The sequence below is a fragment of the Psychrobacter sp. H27 genome, from assembly GCF_059072655.1.
Map to the genome: position 1 here is coordinate 1,783,592 of NZ_JCACRX010000001.1, position 14,343 is coordinate 1,797,934.

The 14,343-nt window shown below is 45.5% G+C and carries 14 protein-coding genes; 7 read left to right on the forward strand and 7 right to left on the reverse strand.

Translation table 11 applies throughout. The annotated features are described in order from the left end of the window. Positions 1 to 65: 65 nt before the first annotated feature. Together acnA and AC5JPY_RS07230 are read right to left on the reverse strand one after the other, a co-directional pair. Positions 66 to 2,903, reverse strand: coding sequence for an aconitate hydratase AcnA (acnA, locus tag AC5JPY_RS07225; protein WP_443526758.1), 2,838 nt, complete (start codon positions 2,901 to 2,903; stop codon positions 66 to 68). 307 nt (positions 2,904 to 3,210) lie between these two features. Next, positions 3,211 to 4,227, reverse strand: coding sequence for a DUF3025 domain-containing protein (locus AC5JPY_RS07230; protein WP_443526759.1), 1,017 nt, complete (start codon positions 4,225 to 4,227; stop codon positions 3,211 to 3,213). A gap of 127 nt (positions 4,228 to 4,354) precedes the next feature. On the opposite strand from AC5JPY_RS07230, the gene AC5JPY_RS07235 reads away from it, so the two are divergent. After that, complete coding sequence (locus AC5JPY_RS07235) at positions 4,355 to 5,071, forward strand: metal-dependent hydrolase (protein ID WP_443526760.1); 717 nt, start codon at positions 4,355 to 4,357, stop codon at positions 5,069 to 5,071. A gap of 29 nt (positions 5,072 to 5,100) precedes the next feature. After that, positions 5,101 to 5,676, forward strand: a complete 576-nt coding sequence (locus AC5JPY_RS07240) for a YchJ family protein (protein ID WP_443526761.1) — start codon at positions 5,101 to 5,103, stop codon at positions 5,674 to 5,676. Here AC5JPY_RS07240 and AC5JPY_RS07245 read toward each other — a convergent pair. From AC5JPY_RS07245 to AC5JPY_RS07265, 5 genes are all read right to left on the reverse strand, one after another. Then, positions 5,673 to 6,104: a hypothetical protein gene (locus AC5JPY_RS07245; RefSeq protein WP_443526762.1), complete on the reverse strand. Its 432-nt coding sequence runs from the start codon at positions 6,102 to 6,104 to the stop codon at positions 5,673 to 5,675. The genes AC5JPY_RS07240 and AC5JPY_RS07245 overlap by 4 nt on opposite strands. Positions 6,105 to 6,238: 134 nt before the next feature. Further along, the gene (locus AC5JPY_RS07250; RefSeq protein ID WP_443526763.1) at positions 6,239 to 7,159 is read right to left on the reverse strand and encodes a class II glutamine amidotransferase; all 921 of its coding nucleotides are present in this window, start codon (positions 7,157 to 7,159) and stop codon (positions 6,239 to 6,241) included. Beyond that, positions 7,160 to 7,483, reverse strand: a complete 324-nt coding sequence (locus tag AC5JPY_RS07255; protein WP_443526764.1) for a hypothetical protein — start codon at positions 7,481 to 7,483, stop codon at positions 7,160 to 7,162. It abuts the gene before it with no gap. A gap of 78 nt (positions 7,484 to 7,561) precedes the next feature. Beyond that, the gene (locus tag AC5JPY_RS07260; protein ID WP_443526765.1) at positions 7,562 to 8,728 is read right to left on the reverse strand and encodes a homoserine kinase; all 1,167 of its coding nucleotides are present in this window, start codon (positions 8,726 to 8,728) and stop codon (positions 7,562 to 7,564) included. A 281-nt stretch (positions 8,729 to 9,009) separates the two neighbouring features. Then, a complete protein-coding gene (locus AC5JPY_RS07265) occupies positions 9,010 to 9,858 on the reverse strand; it encodes a class II glutamine amidotransferase (protein WP_443526767.1) in 849 nt (282 codons plus the stop codon). 97 nt (positions 9,859 to 9,955) lie between these two features. Between AC5JPY_RS07265 and hisF the strand changes: the two genes are divergently transcribed. From hisF to AC5JPY_RS07290, 5 genes are all read left to right on the forward strand, one after another. Then, complete coding sequence (hisF, locus tag AC5JPY_RS07270) at positions 9,956 to 10,738, forward strand: imidazole glycerol phosphate synthase subunit HisF (RefSeq protein ID WP_493852320.1); 783 nt, start codon at positions 9,956 to 9,958, stop codon at positions 10,736 to 10,738. A 186-nt stretch (positions 10,739 to 10,924) separates the two neighbouring features. Next, complete coding sequence (gene ribH / locus AC5JPY_RS07275) at positions 10,925 to 11,443, forward strand: 6,7-dimethyl-8-ribityllumazine synthase (protein WP_493852321.1); 519 nt, start codon at positions 10,925 to 10,927, stop codon at positions 11,441 to 11,443. Between the two features lie 257 nt (positions 11,444 to 11,700). Continuing rightward, on the forward strand, positions 11,701 to 12,543 hold the full coding sequence (nusB, locus tag AC5JPY_RS07280; protein ID WP_493852322.1) for a transcription antitermination factor NusB: 843 nt from the start codon (positions 11,701 to 11,703) through the stop codon (positions 12,541 to 12,543). Positions 12,544 to 12,545: 2 nt separating this feature from the next. After that, a complete protein-coding gene (gene thiL / locus AC5JPY_RS07285; RefSeq protein ID WP_493852323.1) occupies positions 12,546 to 13,586 on the forward strand; it encodes a thiamine-phosphate kinase in 1,041 nt (346 codons plus the stop codon). Positions 13,587 to 13,589: 3 nt separating this feature from the next. Then, the gene (locus tag AC5JPY_RS07290) at positions 13,590 to 14,195 is read left to right on the forward strand and encodes a phosphatidylglycerophosphatase A family protein (protein ID WP_493852324.1); all 606 of its coding nucleotides are present in this window, start codon (positions 13,590 to 13,592) and stop codon (positions 14,193 to 14,195) included. The last annotated feature ends 148 nt before the right edge of the window (positions 14,196 to 14,343 follow it).

A 14,343-nucleotide genomic window follows, 5' to 3' on the forward strand; every position in this document is an offset into this window, starting at 1 on the left:
AAAAAAGCCCAATCCCCTACTTTAAAGGAGATTGGGCTTTTCGTCATATAAAGCTTAACGAATTACTAGCTTGCTTCTTTACTTTCAGCCGCCAGTTGACGTAGTACGTAGTGCAATACGCCGCCATGACGCACATATTCGCGCTCTTTTGGCGTTTGTAGACCGACATTAACCTCAAAGGTCTCGCTCGATCCATCAGCACGCGTAGCCGTAACGGTGGCCGTTTTGCTTTCGCCATTGTCCAGACCCGTGATGCTCAATACTTCAGAACCATCTAGTTTGTAGGTTTCTGCGTTTTCACCATCTTCAAACGTCAATGGCAACACGCCCATACCGACGAGGTTTGAACGGTGAATACGCTCAAACGAACTGGTCAATACCGCTTTTACGCCTAGTAGGATTGTACCTTTGGCTGCCCAGTCACGGCTAGAGCCTGAGCCATACTCTGATCCGCCAAGCACGACGAGCGGACGCTTATCTTCTTTATACTTCATCGCTGCATTATAGATGGGCATTTCTTCGCCATCTTGTAACGTAGCGCTGTCATCTTTGAAGTAATAGGTATAACCGCCTTCCTTGCCGTCCATCATGGTGTTTTTGATACGGATATTAGCAAAGGTACCACGGGTCATGACTGCATCGTTACCACGGCGTGAACCATAGCTGTTGAAGTCTGCTTCCATTACACCGCGCTCTTGTAAGTACTGACCTGCTGGCGAATCTGGGTCGATGTTACCTGCTGGTGAGATATGATCGGTGGTGATTGAATCACCGAACAGACCAAGGATACGTGCGCCTTCGATATCAGGAATACCTTCTGGCTCCATAGTCATACCATCAAAGAACGGTGGGTTTTTGATATAGGTCGAGCCTTCGTCCCACGGATACAGCTGACTATCCGCTGAGCTAATTGCGTTCCACGCTGCGCTACCATCGAACACTTCACCGTAGTTTTTGCGGAACATATCAGCGTCGATATTGTTAGCGATCAGCTCATTAATCTCTTCTGAGGTTGGCCAGATATCTTTTAGATAGACATCATTGCCGTCTTGGTCTTGCGCTAATGGATGTGTTGTCAAGTCGATATCGACCGTACCTGCCAACGCATAGGCAACTACTAGCGGCGGTGATGCCAAATAACTGGCCTTCACATGTGAGTGGATACGACCTTCAAAGTTACGGTTACCTGACAGTACGGCAGAAGCAACCAAGTCGTTCTTTTCAATACCTTTTTCAATCGCTTCAGGAAGTGGCCCTGAGTTACCGATACAGGTGGTACACCCATAACCCACAAGATAGAAGCCTGTTTTTTCTAGCTCATCCATAAGGTTGGTTTTTTCTAGGTAATCAGTGACGACTTTAGAGCCAGGGGCCAATGACGTTTTGACCCATGGCTTAGCTTTGAGCCCTTTGGCAGCAGCTTTTTTGGCTACTAGGCCGGCACCGATCATAACCGCAGGGTTTGAGGTATTGGTACAAGAGGTAATGGCAGCAATTACGACTGAGCCATCTCTTAACTTGTGCTGCTTATCATCGATACTGACATTTGAGAAGACGTTATTTGCCGGAGCATGTTTGAGATCATCGTCTCTTGTGTCGACTTCGATCTTTGGCTCAGCCACTAGATCCTCTGCTTGCTCTTGCTCGCCGCCCTCTTGATCAAAACGTATCTTACCGTCCACTTCTACTTTACGGTCTTTATTCATTTTTGCTAACGTTTCGCCAAACTTCTCATGCATATCTGATAGGTTGATACGCTGCTGCGGCAAATTAGGACCAGCTAGTGCTGGTTGTACTGAAGATAAGTCTAGCTCTAGTTTACTAGAATAAGTCGCCGCTGGTGTATCAGCATCATGCCATAAGCCTTGCGCCTTGGCATATTGCTCAACCAGCTCAATTTGCTCTTCATCTCGACCAGACAGACGCAGGTAATCAATCGCCATCTGATCGATTGGGAAAATACCACAAGTCGCACCGTACTCTGGCGACATGTTGGCGATAGTAGCGCGATCGGCCAATGGCATACTGTGTAAGCCTTCGCCATAAAACTCAACGAATTTACCCACCACGCCGTGTGCACGTAGCATCTCCACCACACGTAATACCAAATCAGTTGCTGTGACGCCTTCGGTCAGCTTGCCTTTGAGCTCAAATCCGACCACTTGTGGAATCAGCATCGAGGAAGGTTGACCCAGCATCGCCGCTTCGGCTTCGATACCGCCCACACCCCAACCAAGCACACCGATACCATTAATCATCGTGGTGTGGCTGTCTGTGCCAAATACGGTATCTGGATAAGCCATCAGCTCGCCATCAACATCTGCTGCCATCACGACGCGAGCGAGATACTCAAGGTTGACCTGATGCACGATACCTGTCGCTGGTGGTACGACGACGAAGTTCTCAAAGGCTTGTTTGCCCCAATGCAAAAACTCATAGCGCTCATTGTTACGCTTAAATTCGATTTTTTCGTTGAGATCTAGTGCGTCCTCACGGCCATAAGCATCGACCTGTACAGAGTGATCAACGACCAGCTCACTAGGGATAAATGGGTTAATTTGCTCAGCTTTACCGCCAAGCTCAACCACTGCATCACGCATCGCGGCCAAATCAACAACTGACGGCACACCAGTGAAATCTTGCAAGACCACACGTGCTGGCATAAAGGCAATCTCTTTTGATGCCTCAGCGCCTGCATCCCAGTTAGCAACTGCTTCGATATGGTTTTTGCCAACCGACTGGCCGCCGTCTTCGTTACGCAATAGGTTCTCCAATACCACTTTCATACAAAATGGTAGGGTATCGATATGTTCGTAAGTTTCGGTCAGCTTTGGCAAACTATAAAAGGCATGTTCCTTGCCAGCGACTGAGAGGGTGTCTTTTACATTAAAAATATCACTCATGATAGCTTCCTTATCGTTGTTATAGATCCTAGACGTCAATTATTATGGGTGTAGGTATATGACTGGTGGCTGAATAAATGATCGAATTGATTTTGATAATCGAAAGGTGTCGTCAATTTATCTTATGACCGCTTCTGCTCGCAAAGAAAATAATGCTACTTTAACAATGCTATTTGCTTGCTCAACAAAAGCTTCTTTTACCATAACAAACATGCAAGGCTTTGTTAACGTCTAGACGTTATCGAATCGTGGCACAATCGTAAACGTAACAAAGGCTTAATGAGCTATATACTAATGGTGATCGCTATCACTTACTGGGTTTTTGGCGTCTGCCACTACGGAACACGTAGCTGTCGTCATAAAACTCGGTCACGGCGTTTGCTGCCCAGAAATGCGGTACACCTAAAATCGGTAGCGGCGCAAGCTGTCGTGGTTTGACATCATCATTTGATAATAACGTGTCCATGTATTCGGCAACCTTATCATCTAAATAGCTCATACGTTCAGCCAATGATAAGGTAAAGAGCTCTTGTGAAACATGAATGACAATACTATGCGCACATAATGGTTTACGCGGTTGTATCAGTTGCTCAAGTAGTGCATGCCCAAAGATATAGACTGCTGCCTGAGCGCTGTTATCAGGTTGTGCTGGGTTGTCCCATTTAGCTCGTGGTTTCACCAAACTTGCCTGCCAGTCAAAACTAACCAACGCCTCACCGATACTAACATCAGAAGTCACCAGCACGGCGCCATTCTCATCAAAGACAGTAATAGTGTCACGTACCCGTCCTCGTCGCTCACTAACGCCTTGCTTGGCAATCTCTAGCATATGATAGTAATTGAGCATAGCCTTAGTCTTTGGGAAGGTCAGCCAGATACTACCGTTAAATAAATCATGCAAATTGTCCCTCGTCGGAATATGTCCGCTTGTCCCGATGAAATGCTCGTAAGCTTCGCCATCGGGCAATGCATTTTGAGAGACAAACTGCAGGGTCTGCGGCTTGTTATCATGAGCTGGTTTGGTCTGTGGTAAGGGTTGCTCCAAGACCGCCGCTTGCCGTTCCATCGCTGTTTTCAATACTGCACCAACGACATCAGGTGTACTACCGATAGCTTTTGGCGTGCCCACACTGTCTGCCTGGTGCTTGATATTGCTAAGGTGCGCAATAGTTGTGCTGAGATAACCCAGCTGGGTAATATGAGACAACCACGGTGCTTGCCAATCAATATCGGCAAAGGACTTATCAAGTGTACCCTTTACGATAGAAGGGTCGTTATTGTCTGTGTCGGGATTTGGTTTGGCTGGCAAGTCACTGGCTGGCATAAGCGCTATCTCTCAAGGTTTATCTCTGTTAGACGTATGGGCGGTCTATGGTATCATGGTGCGCTTTTTTACAGCTAGATGAGCGACTCGAAAGGTCTTTTTGAGCGCGATGGATAAATGAGTTTTTATGGCAAATTTTAATACCCACTTAAACGTTGCATTTATGGTTAGCGGTGCCATGAGTCTGACCGTATATAAAGCTGGACTGATCGACGACTCAGGATTTTTGATGTGTGTGGCGCTTGGGACTATTGGCGGGTTGTTACCAGATTTAGATTCGGATAACTCAACACCGATTAAGCTTGGTTTTAATATCACCTCGTTTGTCTTTGCCTTTGGTTTAGTCATGCACTGGCGTAGTGAGCTAAGCTTGCTTTCGCTGATAGCATTATGGCTGGCTGGCTACGGTTTTATGCGTTATGTCGTTTTTCATATTTTTACTACGATGACTGTGCATCGCGGCGTCATCCACTCTGTGCCATATATGGCGATATTGGGATTGGGTCTGACGTGCTTAAGTTATTACGGTCTACACCTACCACTGACGACCAGCTGGTTTTACGGTCTGTTTTTGTTTGGCGGGGCGATAGTGCATTTATCATTGGACGAGCTGTATAGCGTGAATTTGTCTAATATGAAAATGAAGCGCTCATCGGGCACAGCGATGAAGTTCTACCAGCCAAAAGATAAATGGTGGTACTTGCTCTTATATACTATCCTTGCATTACTGGTGTATGTCGCTCCGCCTTTTGAGATGTTTTGGTCGCGACTAAGTGATCCTTCTGCATGGGCACAGCTAAGAGTTGGTATGCTGCCGACACTCCTAGAAGATATGCTACGGTAAGCTATTACTACCAATCATTAGAGTATGCTATGTCACTTTTTATACCATCTACTACCCAAACCTGCCCTTGCCAAATCAATCCGTTATCAGAGACAGACTCGCCGCTCTCCTATCAAGAGTGCTGCCAGCCTTATCATAATGCTTTTTATGATGACGAAGTAGGTGGTCTAAAAGCGGAGACAGCCGAGCGGCTTATGCGGTCGCGCTATAGTGCATTTGTACTCATCAAACCAGACTATATCGTTAAGACCACGCTACCTGCACAGCAGGCTTTGCTTGACGTCACATCGGTTGAGAGTTGGGCAAAAGAGACGGACTGGGCAGGCTTAGAGATTGTGAAGCATACGCCAAAGCTGGGCAAAAGACATGCGCAGGTTGAGTTTGAGGCGTATTTTAATACCAAAGATAATGCTCGTGATTTAGCAGAAAAAATACAAGCGCATCATGAGTTATCTACCTTTGTGAAAACAAAAGACAAGTTTAGTAATGATGCGCGTTGGTACTTTTTAGACCCGACGGTTGCGATAACAGTGACGCAAAAGCAACCGTGTATTTGTGGTTCTGGAGAGAAATTTAAGCGGTGTTGTGGGGGATATTTGGGTTAGTTTTTTATTAGCTTGTTATGAAAATATATTTGCTTATTATCTTCATTGTCGTCTTTAAGCCATTCAGATACTTCAATCATTTCGCAATCTGGCGTAATTTTGTAATAGTTGTAGTAACTACTAGCATAAACATTTTCAGAGGGCACATAGCAAGTTATAGACTCAGTTTTGCAAAAAGATTGAAGTCTTTTCAAAAAAATATCAAGTGGAATCTTAATTCGGTAAATCTGTAATAGCATACAAGCATCACCTTCTATGAGACTTTTTACTCCGAGACATTCGCAAAGTTTTGGAAGTTGATTTCCTAAGGTTCCTATCTCTTGCAAGCTTAATACCGCAACCTTATTTTCTGGCAAGCTAAAAACTTTCTGTAGTAACAAACTAGCCTTTTCATCACTAATAGCTTGTTTTACAAAAAAATCAATCATTAAGATACCTGATACAGTATGAAGAGAATTAAATACTGCTTATATATACATTCTAAGTTATTAGAAGGTCTGAACTATTCGTCAAAAACATCAATGTACAAAGTAAACTATTCAAAATTGCCAAATATCATTCCCTAAACACTCGCCCCAACCTCCCGTGCAATCGCAATCCCTTCCTCAACCGTCAAAAACTTGCGCTGGCTTGGGCTATCTTTATAAATGACATCACCGTCTTGAAAGATTAAGCACTCATTGACCGCCAGCTGTTGCCATTTCTCATTTTCAGTGAGCGGCACGGTGACTAAGATCGTGACTTTGTCCGTGTCTGTGGTCACATCACCAAAGTTAATCGCCAGATCGTCGTCTGATAATTTCGCCTCACCAAATGGTGCTTTTCGCGTTAGATAAAACAACAAACTGCCCGCATAAGCCAGTTGCCACTTGCCGTTCGATATCAAGCAGTTGAATAGACCATTTGCAGACAGATAGCGACACTGCGTGGTCAAAAAATTAAACAGTGTTTGGTCGTCAGGACGAGTTTTGAAGCTACTCTTTAAACGATTAATGAGATAGCAAAAGATCATTTCAGAGTCAGTGCTACCCACTGGCTGACAATGCGCGGCATTACCGTTGTCTTGCAGGCGCTGGCAACGCTTGATAAACTCGCTATTCATCTGTCCATTGTGCGCAAACACCCACTGCTCGCCCCATACTTCACGGACGAACGGATGCGTATTTGCCAAACAGTTCTGCCCTTGCGTCGCTTTACGGATATGAGCGATGACATTCATGGCTTTGATTGGGTAATTGTTCACCAAGTCAGCTACTGGTGACAGGTGGCTCGGTCTGTTGTCATGAAATAGACGCAGGCCTGTTGAATCATTTACCGTGTCATCGTTAGTGTTGTCATTATTGCTGCATTCGCTACGTTCAAAAAACGCAATACCAAAACCGTCTTCATGACTGTCTGTCATTCCGCCGCGTTTGCGAAATCCTGCAAAACTAAAGCCAATATCCGTCGGGGTATTGCAGTTCATTCCTAAAAGTTGACACATTTATAGTTCACCGTTTTTATAGTCTTGTTTGCCATGATTGTGCTCGGTTTCTGGAGTAATACCGAGCTCAGCATCGCTCATATTGGCGAGTAGATCAGCCCTAGCACTACTGTCTGTATCGATACCCTCTAAGATACGCTGAGCTTCTGCTAGCTCTGTACCCTCTACCCAAAGCACTATACCAGAGTTCATACCAGGGATAGCACTTAGCGGCTGTAGAGACACCGCGATGCCATTATTGCGTAGCAGGTTGGCATGCAGCTCGCCCTGCATGTTGGTATCGAAACGTGCCAGTTTGTGCCAGTTATCAACTTGATCAGTCATGGTGTCGTCTCCAAAGTGCTGCTACTAGGATATCTACTGCTAGCATATTTGTTACTAGGGTAAGTGGATAAGCAATGTTTAGGATACTTGATCTAGTGTATATTCTTTGACTGCAAACTCACTACTATTAGCTAATTTTTCGTGTGCTTGCTCGGCTTGTGCCATGCTACTAAACACACCAGCAATGTGATTGTTCTGTGTGTTCGATAATACAAACACTGCGTTCTGCGCTTTTTCGACATGTGCCCAATGATAGGCGGCTAAACGCTTCATCAAGTCAGGGTTTTTGACCATGATGTTGTCACCCGTACGACCTTCGGTACGGTTGTAATGAATCACGTTTAGACGCAGTAACCAGAATATCACTGCTGCTTTTGCTAGCATAACAGGTAGTGCACGTTTCTCATCAGTATTTAGTGGGCGTATCGATTCATAACCTTGTAAGAATACCGCCATTTTATTGCGATCAAAGTTCACAGACTCGCCCTGCTCAGCGACGCCCCACGTGGTACAAAAATCATTGATAGTGATAGCAATATCCATCACATAGTGCTCGACACTGACTTCAGTGAAATCTAACAAACCCGTCAGACGTGCTTCACCTTTTTGTAGATTCCATAATGTGTTGTCAGCAAACATATCTAAATGACATAAGCCGTTTGGCAATGTAGTCAGCGGTAGATCGCGATAAGACTGCCAAATATCGCTCATCAATTTGGCTTCGTCACCTGGCATAAACTGCATTTCGCGGTCACGTACATCTGCCCATGGGTATAAGGGTACGCCATATTGCTCGCTTGGCTGCAGTGCTTGCAGGGTCTCATGCAGCATGGCTAACGCCGCCCCGATATCGTGACACATCGCTTGCGTGGTTTGGTCTGGATGCGATCCTGATAGGCATGGCACTAGGGTAATCGCTTTGTCTTCATAATGGATGACATAACGTTTATCGTCACTATCCGTTTGAGCGCTATTCGATTCAATAACTGCCAATGGCGCGGCAACAGGTAGTTTGCCATCTAACTGGTTTAGGATGATTGCCATTTTTTCGATATCAGCAGGTGGACGCTCTTCAAACAAGGTAAATACATAAGAGTATGTACCCTCTACATCATCAGTCGTTTGAATAAACCAGTTTGAGTTTTTGATACCTTGAGTGATTGGAATCGCACGGGCGAACGACACACCAAAGCTTTGGCAAAAGGCGGCAAACTGATCATCGGTTAACTGGGTATAGACGGACATGACATCTCACTTATGACGGTTAAATAGTAAAAGTAGTACGTGAAATAATAAATTCAATTTGGGTAATAATAAATGTGGTGACAGTCAATAATAGTGACCATTACGTCGCCGATAAGCAAACTTTAAATATCGTTAAGATATTTTGTCAATCGGCTGCGTTCTATGACGTAGCTGATACTGATAAAAGTAGCCACATAGTAAAATAGCAACTCAGCAGGCAGCTACTTAATAAAACAATGACTTAATAAAACAGCTGACACATAGGCTAGCTAATATATAGGCTAAGCATTTTTTGCAATCTTTAAACCTTCTTCAATCGACAAATAAACAGGGGACTTAGGGACATCTTGATAAACCATATGACCTTCTGCAAAAATAATGCACTCATCAACGGCCAGCTGTTGCCAGTTTTCATCACTAGTAAGTGGGGTGGTAGCGAGCACCGTCATGACATCGTCTGTCTCGTTGACGGTCTCAAAGTCCATCGTTACATCCACATCAATGAGAGCCGCTGAGCCAAATGGAGTTTGACGAGTCACATGAAACAATAACGTATTGGCATAGCCAAGCATCCACTCACCATTGGACATCACGCAATTGAACAGTCCATAATTCGCCAAAAAACGGCATTGCACGGTTAAGAACTCATACAGTGTCTGTGCATCGGGCTTGTACTCAAACTGGTCTTTTAGTTGATTGAGCAAGTAACAAAACGCAAATTCCGAATCGGTGTCCCCTACTGGGCAATAGTGATGTGATTTGCCTTGCTTGATAGGGTCGCTATCGGCCGCATCTTTAATGGTCATTTTACCGTTGTGAGAAAACACCCAAGCCTCGCCCCAAATCTCACGCGTAAAAGGATGAGCATTACTGAGTAACTGATCATCTGATTTGCGTATATGGACAATAGTATTATCAGCTTTTACTCGAGTTTGACTGACCAACTCAGCAAGTGGGGAGTCCATCGCCGCGCGATTATCGCAGTACAAACGCAGACCCGTCGGCTCAAAATAAGCAATGCCAAAACCGTCAACATGATCGTCTGTAAGCCCACCACGAGCCCGAAAACCAGCAAAAGAGAAACCGATATCAGCAGGATTTTTACTGTTCATGCCGAGCAGTTGACACATAAGCACCCTTTGCATTTGTTTTGTAAAATAGTTACGCGTATCATAGCATTTTATGTGATGTATCTTTGTATTCTTGCGCGAATTAATAGGCGGTTTTATGCTAGCAAAACGTATTATTCCCTGTCTTGACGTAGACAATGGCCGCGTGGTCAAAGGGGTTCAGTTTGTTGATATCAAAGACGCTGGCGACCCTGTCGAAGTCGCCCGACGCTACAACGAACAAGGCGCTGATGAGATTACCTTTTTGGACATCACCGCGACCAATGACGAGCGCGACACCACGTATCATACCGTTGAGCGCATGGCTGAGACGGTATTTGTGCCACTCACCGTCGGCGGCGGCGTGCGAAAAATCGCTGATATTCGCAATTTGCTCAATGCAGGTGCGGACAAAGTCGCAATCAACTCAGCAGCAGTATTCACCCCTGAGTTCGTTGGTGAAGCCGCGCAAAAATTTGGTAACCAATGTATCGTTGTGGCCATCGATGCCAAACGTGTCGCTGATATCAACGTCGACGGTATTACCGTGCCGCGTTGGGAAATTTTTACCCATGGTGGTCGTAAGCCAACCGGTATTGATGCCGTTGCTTGGGCGAGCAAAATGGCCGAGCTGGGCGCTGGTGAATTGCTAGTCACTTCGATGGACGGTGATGGTACCAAAAAAGGCTATGACTTGGCACTCATGCAGCAGATCACCAGCCGGGTCAATGTACCTGTTATTGCCTCAGGTGGCGTCGGCAACCTACAGCACTTGGCAGAAGGCGTGCTAAAAGGTGGCGTCGATGCGGTACTTGCCGCCAGTATTTTTCACTTCGGTGAGTACACCGTGTTGGAGGCCAAGGAATACATGGCAGCGCAAGGTATACAGATGCGTCTATAGCACGTTCGTAAAATACAAATAAAGACCAAAAAAATGCTATCATAGTGCTAACCATTTATTTTCGTTCAATTAACTATGACAACGCCAAAATGATAGGCGACCGAGTTGATTGAACGTATTTGTATATTTAGCTATTTATTTACGTCTATATCTCAATTGAACGCTTTATTAAGCAAAGGATTTTTTATGTCGAACTTACAACAGCAGCGCAGCGATGTGACCCATATCGATGGCAACTTGCATCAAAATGCTGACGCTCGCATTGGCATCGTCGTTGGTCGTTTTAATGGTTTTGTCGTCGAGTCACTAGTTGATGGCGCAATCGACGCCCTACTCCGTCATGGTGTATTGGGTAGCAACATTACCGTTGTCCGTGTTCCTGGTGCATTTGAGTTGCCACTTGTTGCCCAGCGCGCGGCTGAATCAGATCGCTTTGACGCGATTGTGGCACTGGGTGCAATCATCCGTGGTAGCACGCCGCACTTTGATATTGTAGCCAGTGAGTCGGCCAAAGGTCTGAGCGCTGTGGCAATGGATTATAATATCCCTGTTGCCAACGGTATCATCACAACGGATAGCATCGAGCAAGCTATTGAGCGCTCTGGTACTAAAGCAGGCAATAAAGGCTCTGAAGCTGCGATGGTTGTGCTAGAAATGATTGCTGTTTTGTCACAGCTCGATATTGATGATATCGATGAAGTTTAAGCTTTGAAGCTAGAACGTACTGTTTTGACTGGTGCTGCTATTTGGTAATAACAGCACCTTATAGCATGACGCCAGCTATCAACACACTGGCTATTTTTTGAATTTTCGCCGTATTTCTATACCCTTTATAAAATTGAATAAGCAAAGTAAGTACATATGCGTTCTGATAGCATTCTGTCTCGACACACTTGAATCAATGCTTTGCTGGTTTAGTTTTTGACTGGGTATCATCTTAAAAATTTAGGTACAGACCCCCTATGACTGACCAACTCAAGCGCGCTATCAGCGCTGCGAAAACCGCACAAGCCAACGAAGCTGAAGCTACCCGTATAGCGAGCAGTAGTGCAGGTGATCAAACCTTCGATATGAGTGAGTCTTCTTACAAGACCAGTCACACTGCTATCCGTAAAGCGCGCCGCTTTGCGATGCAAGGACTATACGAGTGGCTCGTCACCGACCGCCGCTTTGATGTGGATGGCAAGCTTGGCTGGAAAGACAATGCTCCGCATGACATCGCTGCACGTACGCGTGCCACCAACGCCATGCATACTGTACATATCGGTTACTATCACGAAATGATGCGTGATATTCCAGAGCAAATTGAAGCGCTAGACGCCCTTATCAGTCAACATCTCGATCGTGAGATTGATAAGTTAGATACCGTTGAGCACGCTATTTTGCTGATTGGTGCCTATGAGCTGCAAAACCGTATGGAAATTCCTTACAAAGTTGTGCTCGATGAAGCGATGAAGCTTAACAATCACTTTGGCGCGACTGATGCTCACAAATTGATTAATGCGGTACTGGACAAAATGGCTGTTGAAGTGCGCGCGCTTGAAGTGCAAGCAGATACCAAAGCTAACCTACGTACCTCACAAAAAGCAGCATCTAAGCAAGCTGAAACAGTGCTAGCAGACGATGTTGAATCAGCTACTCAAACTACAAACGCTGTCGATGAGGCACCAACCGCTTCAAACAAGACGCGTATCAGTGCTAACAAGGCCAACGTCAAGCGCAGTAGTGCCAGTAAAGCCAGTGCCAATATCAGTGAATTTAAAGCAAATAAGAAAGCCACTGACGACACAAAAAGCAAAGACTAACCATGAACGAGTTTGAGCTGATTGAGCGTATATTTTTGCAAATGCAAACTGACTATTTACCGTCAGATGCTATCAAAAAGGGTATCGAAAAAGGTATCGGTGATGATGCGGCGGTCATGGCGGTACCAGCAGGGTCACGCTTGGTCAGTTGTATCGATACGCTGGTTCAAGGTCGCCATTTCCATGCTAATTTTGAGCAAGTAAATAAGCTTGCGTTTGAAATCGGCTACAAAGCCGTCGCAGTCAATGTTTCAGATATTGCAGCAATGGGTGCCACCCCGCACAGTATCTTACTGGCATTGGCATTGCCCGAGCAATTGGCAAACAGTGACTGGCTCACGACCTTTGCGAAAGGCTTATTTCATGCCTGTCAACTGTTTGGGGTCACGCTAACTGGCGGTGACACTACACGCAGCGAGCAATTGGTGATCAGTGTGAGTGCGCAAGGATTACTCGGAGCAGATACACCTGCTGTCTATCGCTCGGGGGCGCAGGTCGGTGACAAGGTTTATGTCTCAGGGACGCTTGGTGATGCTGCCTATGCATTAGAGTTCCCTGACAGCCCACAAGGTATAGAGCTGGCGCATCGCTTGCACATGCCAACACCTCGCATCACTTTAGGTGCAGCATTGGCAAACGCGGGCGCAACGGCGATGATCGATATCTCTGACGGTCTATACCAAGACCTTGGGCATATCTGTCAGCAGAGCGGTGTGAGTATGCAGCTTAACCTTGAACAACTGCCTACTAGTGATTCGTTATGCTTAGTAGACTTATCTGAGCGCTTGTTGTGTCAGCTGGCAGGTGGAGATGATTATGAGCTGGCTTTTACTTTGCCTGCGCATATTGAGCCACCAGCTGGCAACACATCTATCACCTGTATCGGAACAGTGATTGCGCTAACAGAGTCTGCAGTAAATAAAAGCACATCTACAGCGTTACGTCCGGAACTGTTCTATAACCATCAGTCAGTGACGCCTACCCAACCTGCACCATTCTCTACATGGCCTAATATGACTGGCTACCAACACTTCACAGGCTAATCTATGACTGATCATGACCTATCTAAGCCTGATATCCGTAAAGCAAATGACTGCCCACCACTGCCAGCAAGTGCCAGTATGTTTGATACTATCGTTTATTGGCTTGGGCTAGGCTTAGGTAGCGGCATGCCCCGCCGTGCCCCTGGTACGTGGGGCACCGTTGGTGGTCTGATTGTGGGCGTGCCGCTCATGGCCTTGGGGTTTGTCCCTTTTTTAATATTAACTATTCTATCTTGTATTGTTGGTATCTGGATATGTGGACGGACGTCTGAGTTGATGCAGGTACATGATGATCCACATATTGTGTGGGATGAGTGGTCCGGTATGTGGATTACCTTGCTACCCCTATCGTATATTTTGTCCTATGTATTTCCTCCTTCTGTAGATGCCTTATCGATGATGATGTTGCCGACCTTTTGGGGCTGGTTACCGGCAGCTTTTATCCTATTTCGTGTGTTTGATATTTTAAAGCCACCACCGATTGGCTGGGCAGACAAAAAAGTTGCTGGCGGTCTTGGGGTGATGTTAGATGACATCATTGCAGGAATCATGGCGGCCGTTATTTGGCTAATTATATATACCGTTGCAGTCATGTTTTTTGCTTTTTGATAGCAGTACGCAGGAATATCTAGGATAGTACTGGTGTATTTACTGGTTTGATTTCGCTGAATTAAGCGAAGTATATTCAAGTTACAAAGCCTGCACGTCATATTTTATTTTCAAAAGGGATTTTGCGTTATAATCCAATTTTATATTT

Bases quoted from the DNA above. Each gene is read 5' to 3' on its own strand.
- thiL (WP_493852323.1), top strand. From the start codon at position 12,546: ATGAACGAGTTTGAGCTGATTGAGCGTATATTTTTGCAAATGCAAACT.
- AC5JPY_RS07290 (WP_493852324.1), top strand. From the start codon at position 13,590: ATGACTGATCATGACCTATCTAAGCCTGATATCCGTAAAGCAAATGAC.
- nusB (WP_493852322.1), top strand. From the start codon at position 11,701: ATGACTGACCAACTCAAGCGCGCTATCAGCGCTGCGAAAACCGCACAA.
- AC5JPY_RS07250 (WP_443526763.1), bottom strand. From the start codon at position 7,159: ATGTGTCAACTTTTAGGAATGAACTGCAATACCCCGACGGATATTGGC.
- AC5JPY_RS07260 (WP_443526765.1), bottom strand. From the start codon at position 8,728: ATGTCCGTCTATACCCAGTTAACCGATGATCAGTTTGCCGCCTTTTGC.
- ribH (WP_493852321.1), top strand. From the start codon at position 10,925: ATGTCGAACTTACAACAGCAGCGCAGCGATGTGACCCATATCGATGGC.
- AC5JPY_RS07265 (WP_443526767.1), bottom strand. From the start codon at position 9,858: ATGTGTCAACTGCTCGGCATGAACAGTAAAAATCCTGCTGATATCGGT.
- AC5JPY_RS07230 (WP_443526759.1), bottom strand. From the start codon at position 4,227: ATGCCAGCCAGTGACTTGCCAGCCAAACCAAATCCCGACACAGACAAT.
- AC5JPY_RS07240 (WP_443526761.1), top strand. From the start codon at position 5,101: ATGTCACTTTTTATACCATCTACTACCCAAACCTGCCCTTGCCAAATC.
- AC5JPY_RS07235 (WP_443526760.1), top strand. From the start codon at position 4,355: ATGGCAAATTTTAATACCCACTTAAACGTTGCATTTATGGTTAGCGGT.
- AC5JPY_RS07255 (WP_443526764.1), bottom strand. From the start codon at position 7,483: ATGACTGATCAAGTTGATAACTGGCACAAACTGGCACGTTTCGATACC.
- AC5JPY_RS07245 (WP_443526762.1), bottom strand. From the start codon at position 6,104: ATGATTGATTTTTTTGTAAAACAAGCTATTAGTGATGAAAAGGCTAGT.
- hisF (WP_493852320.1), top strand. From the start codon at position 9,956: ATGCTAGCAAAACGTATTATTCCCTGTCTTGACGTAGACAATGGCCGC.
- acnA (WP_443526758.1), bottom strand. From the start codon at position 2,903: ATGAGTGATATTTTTAATGTAAAAGACACCCTCTCAGTCGCTGGCAAG.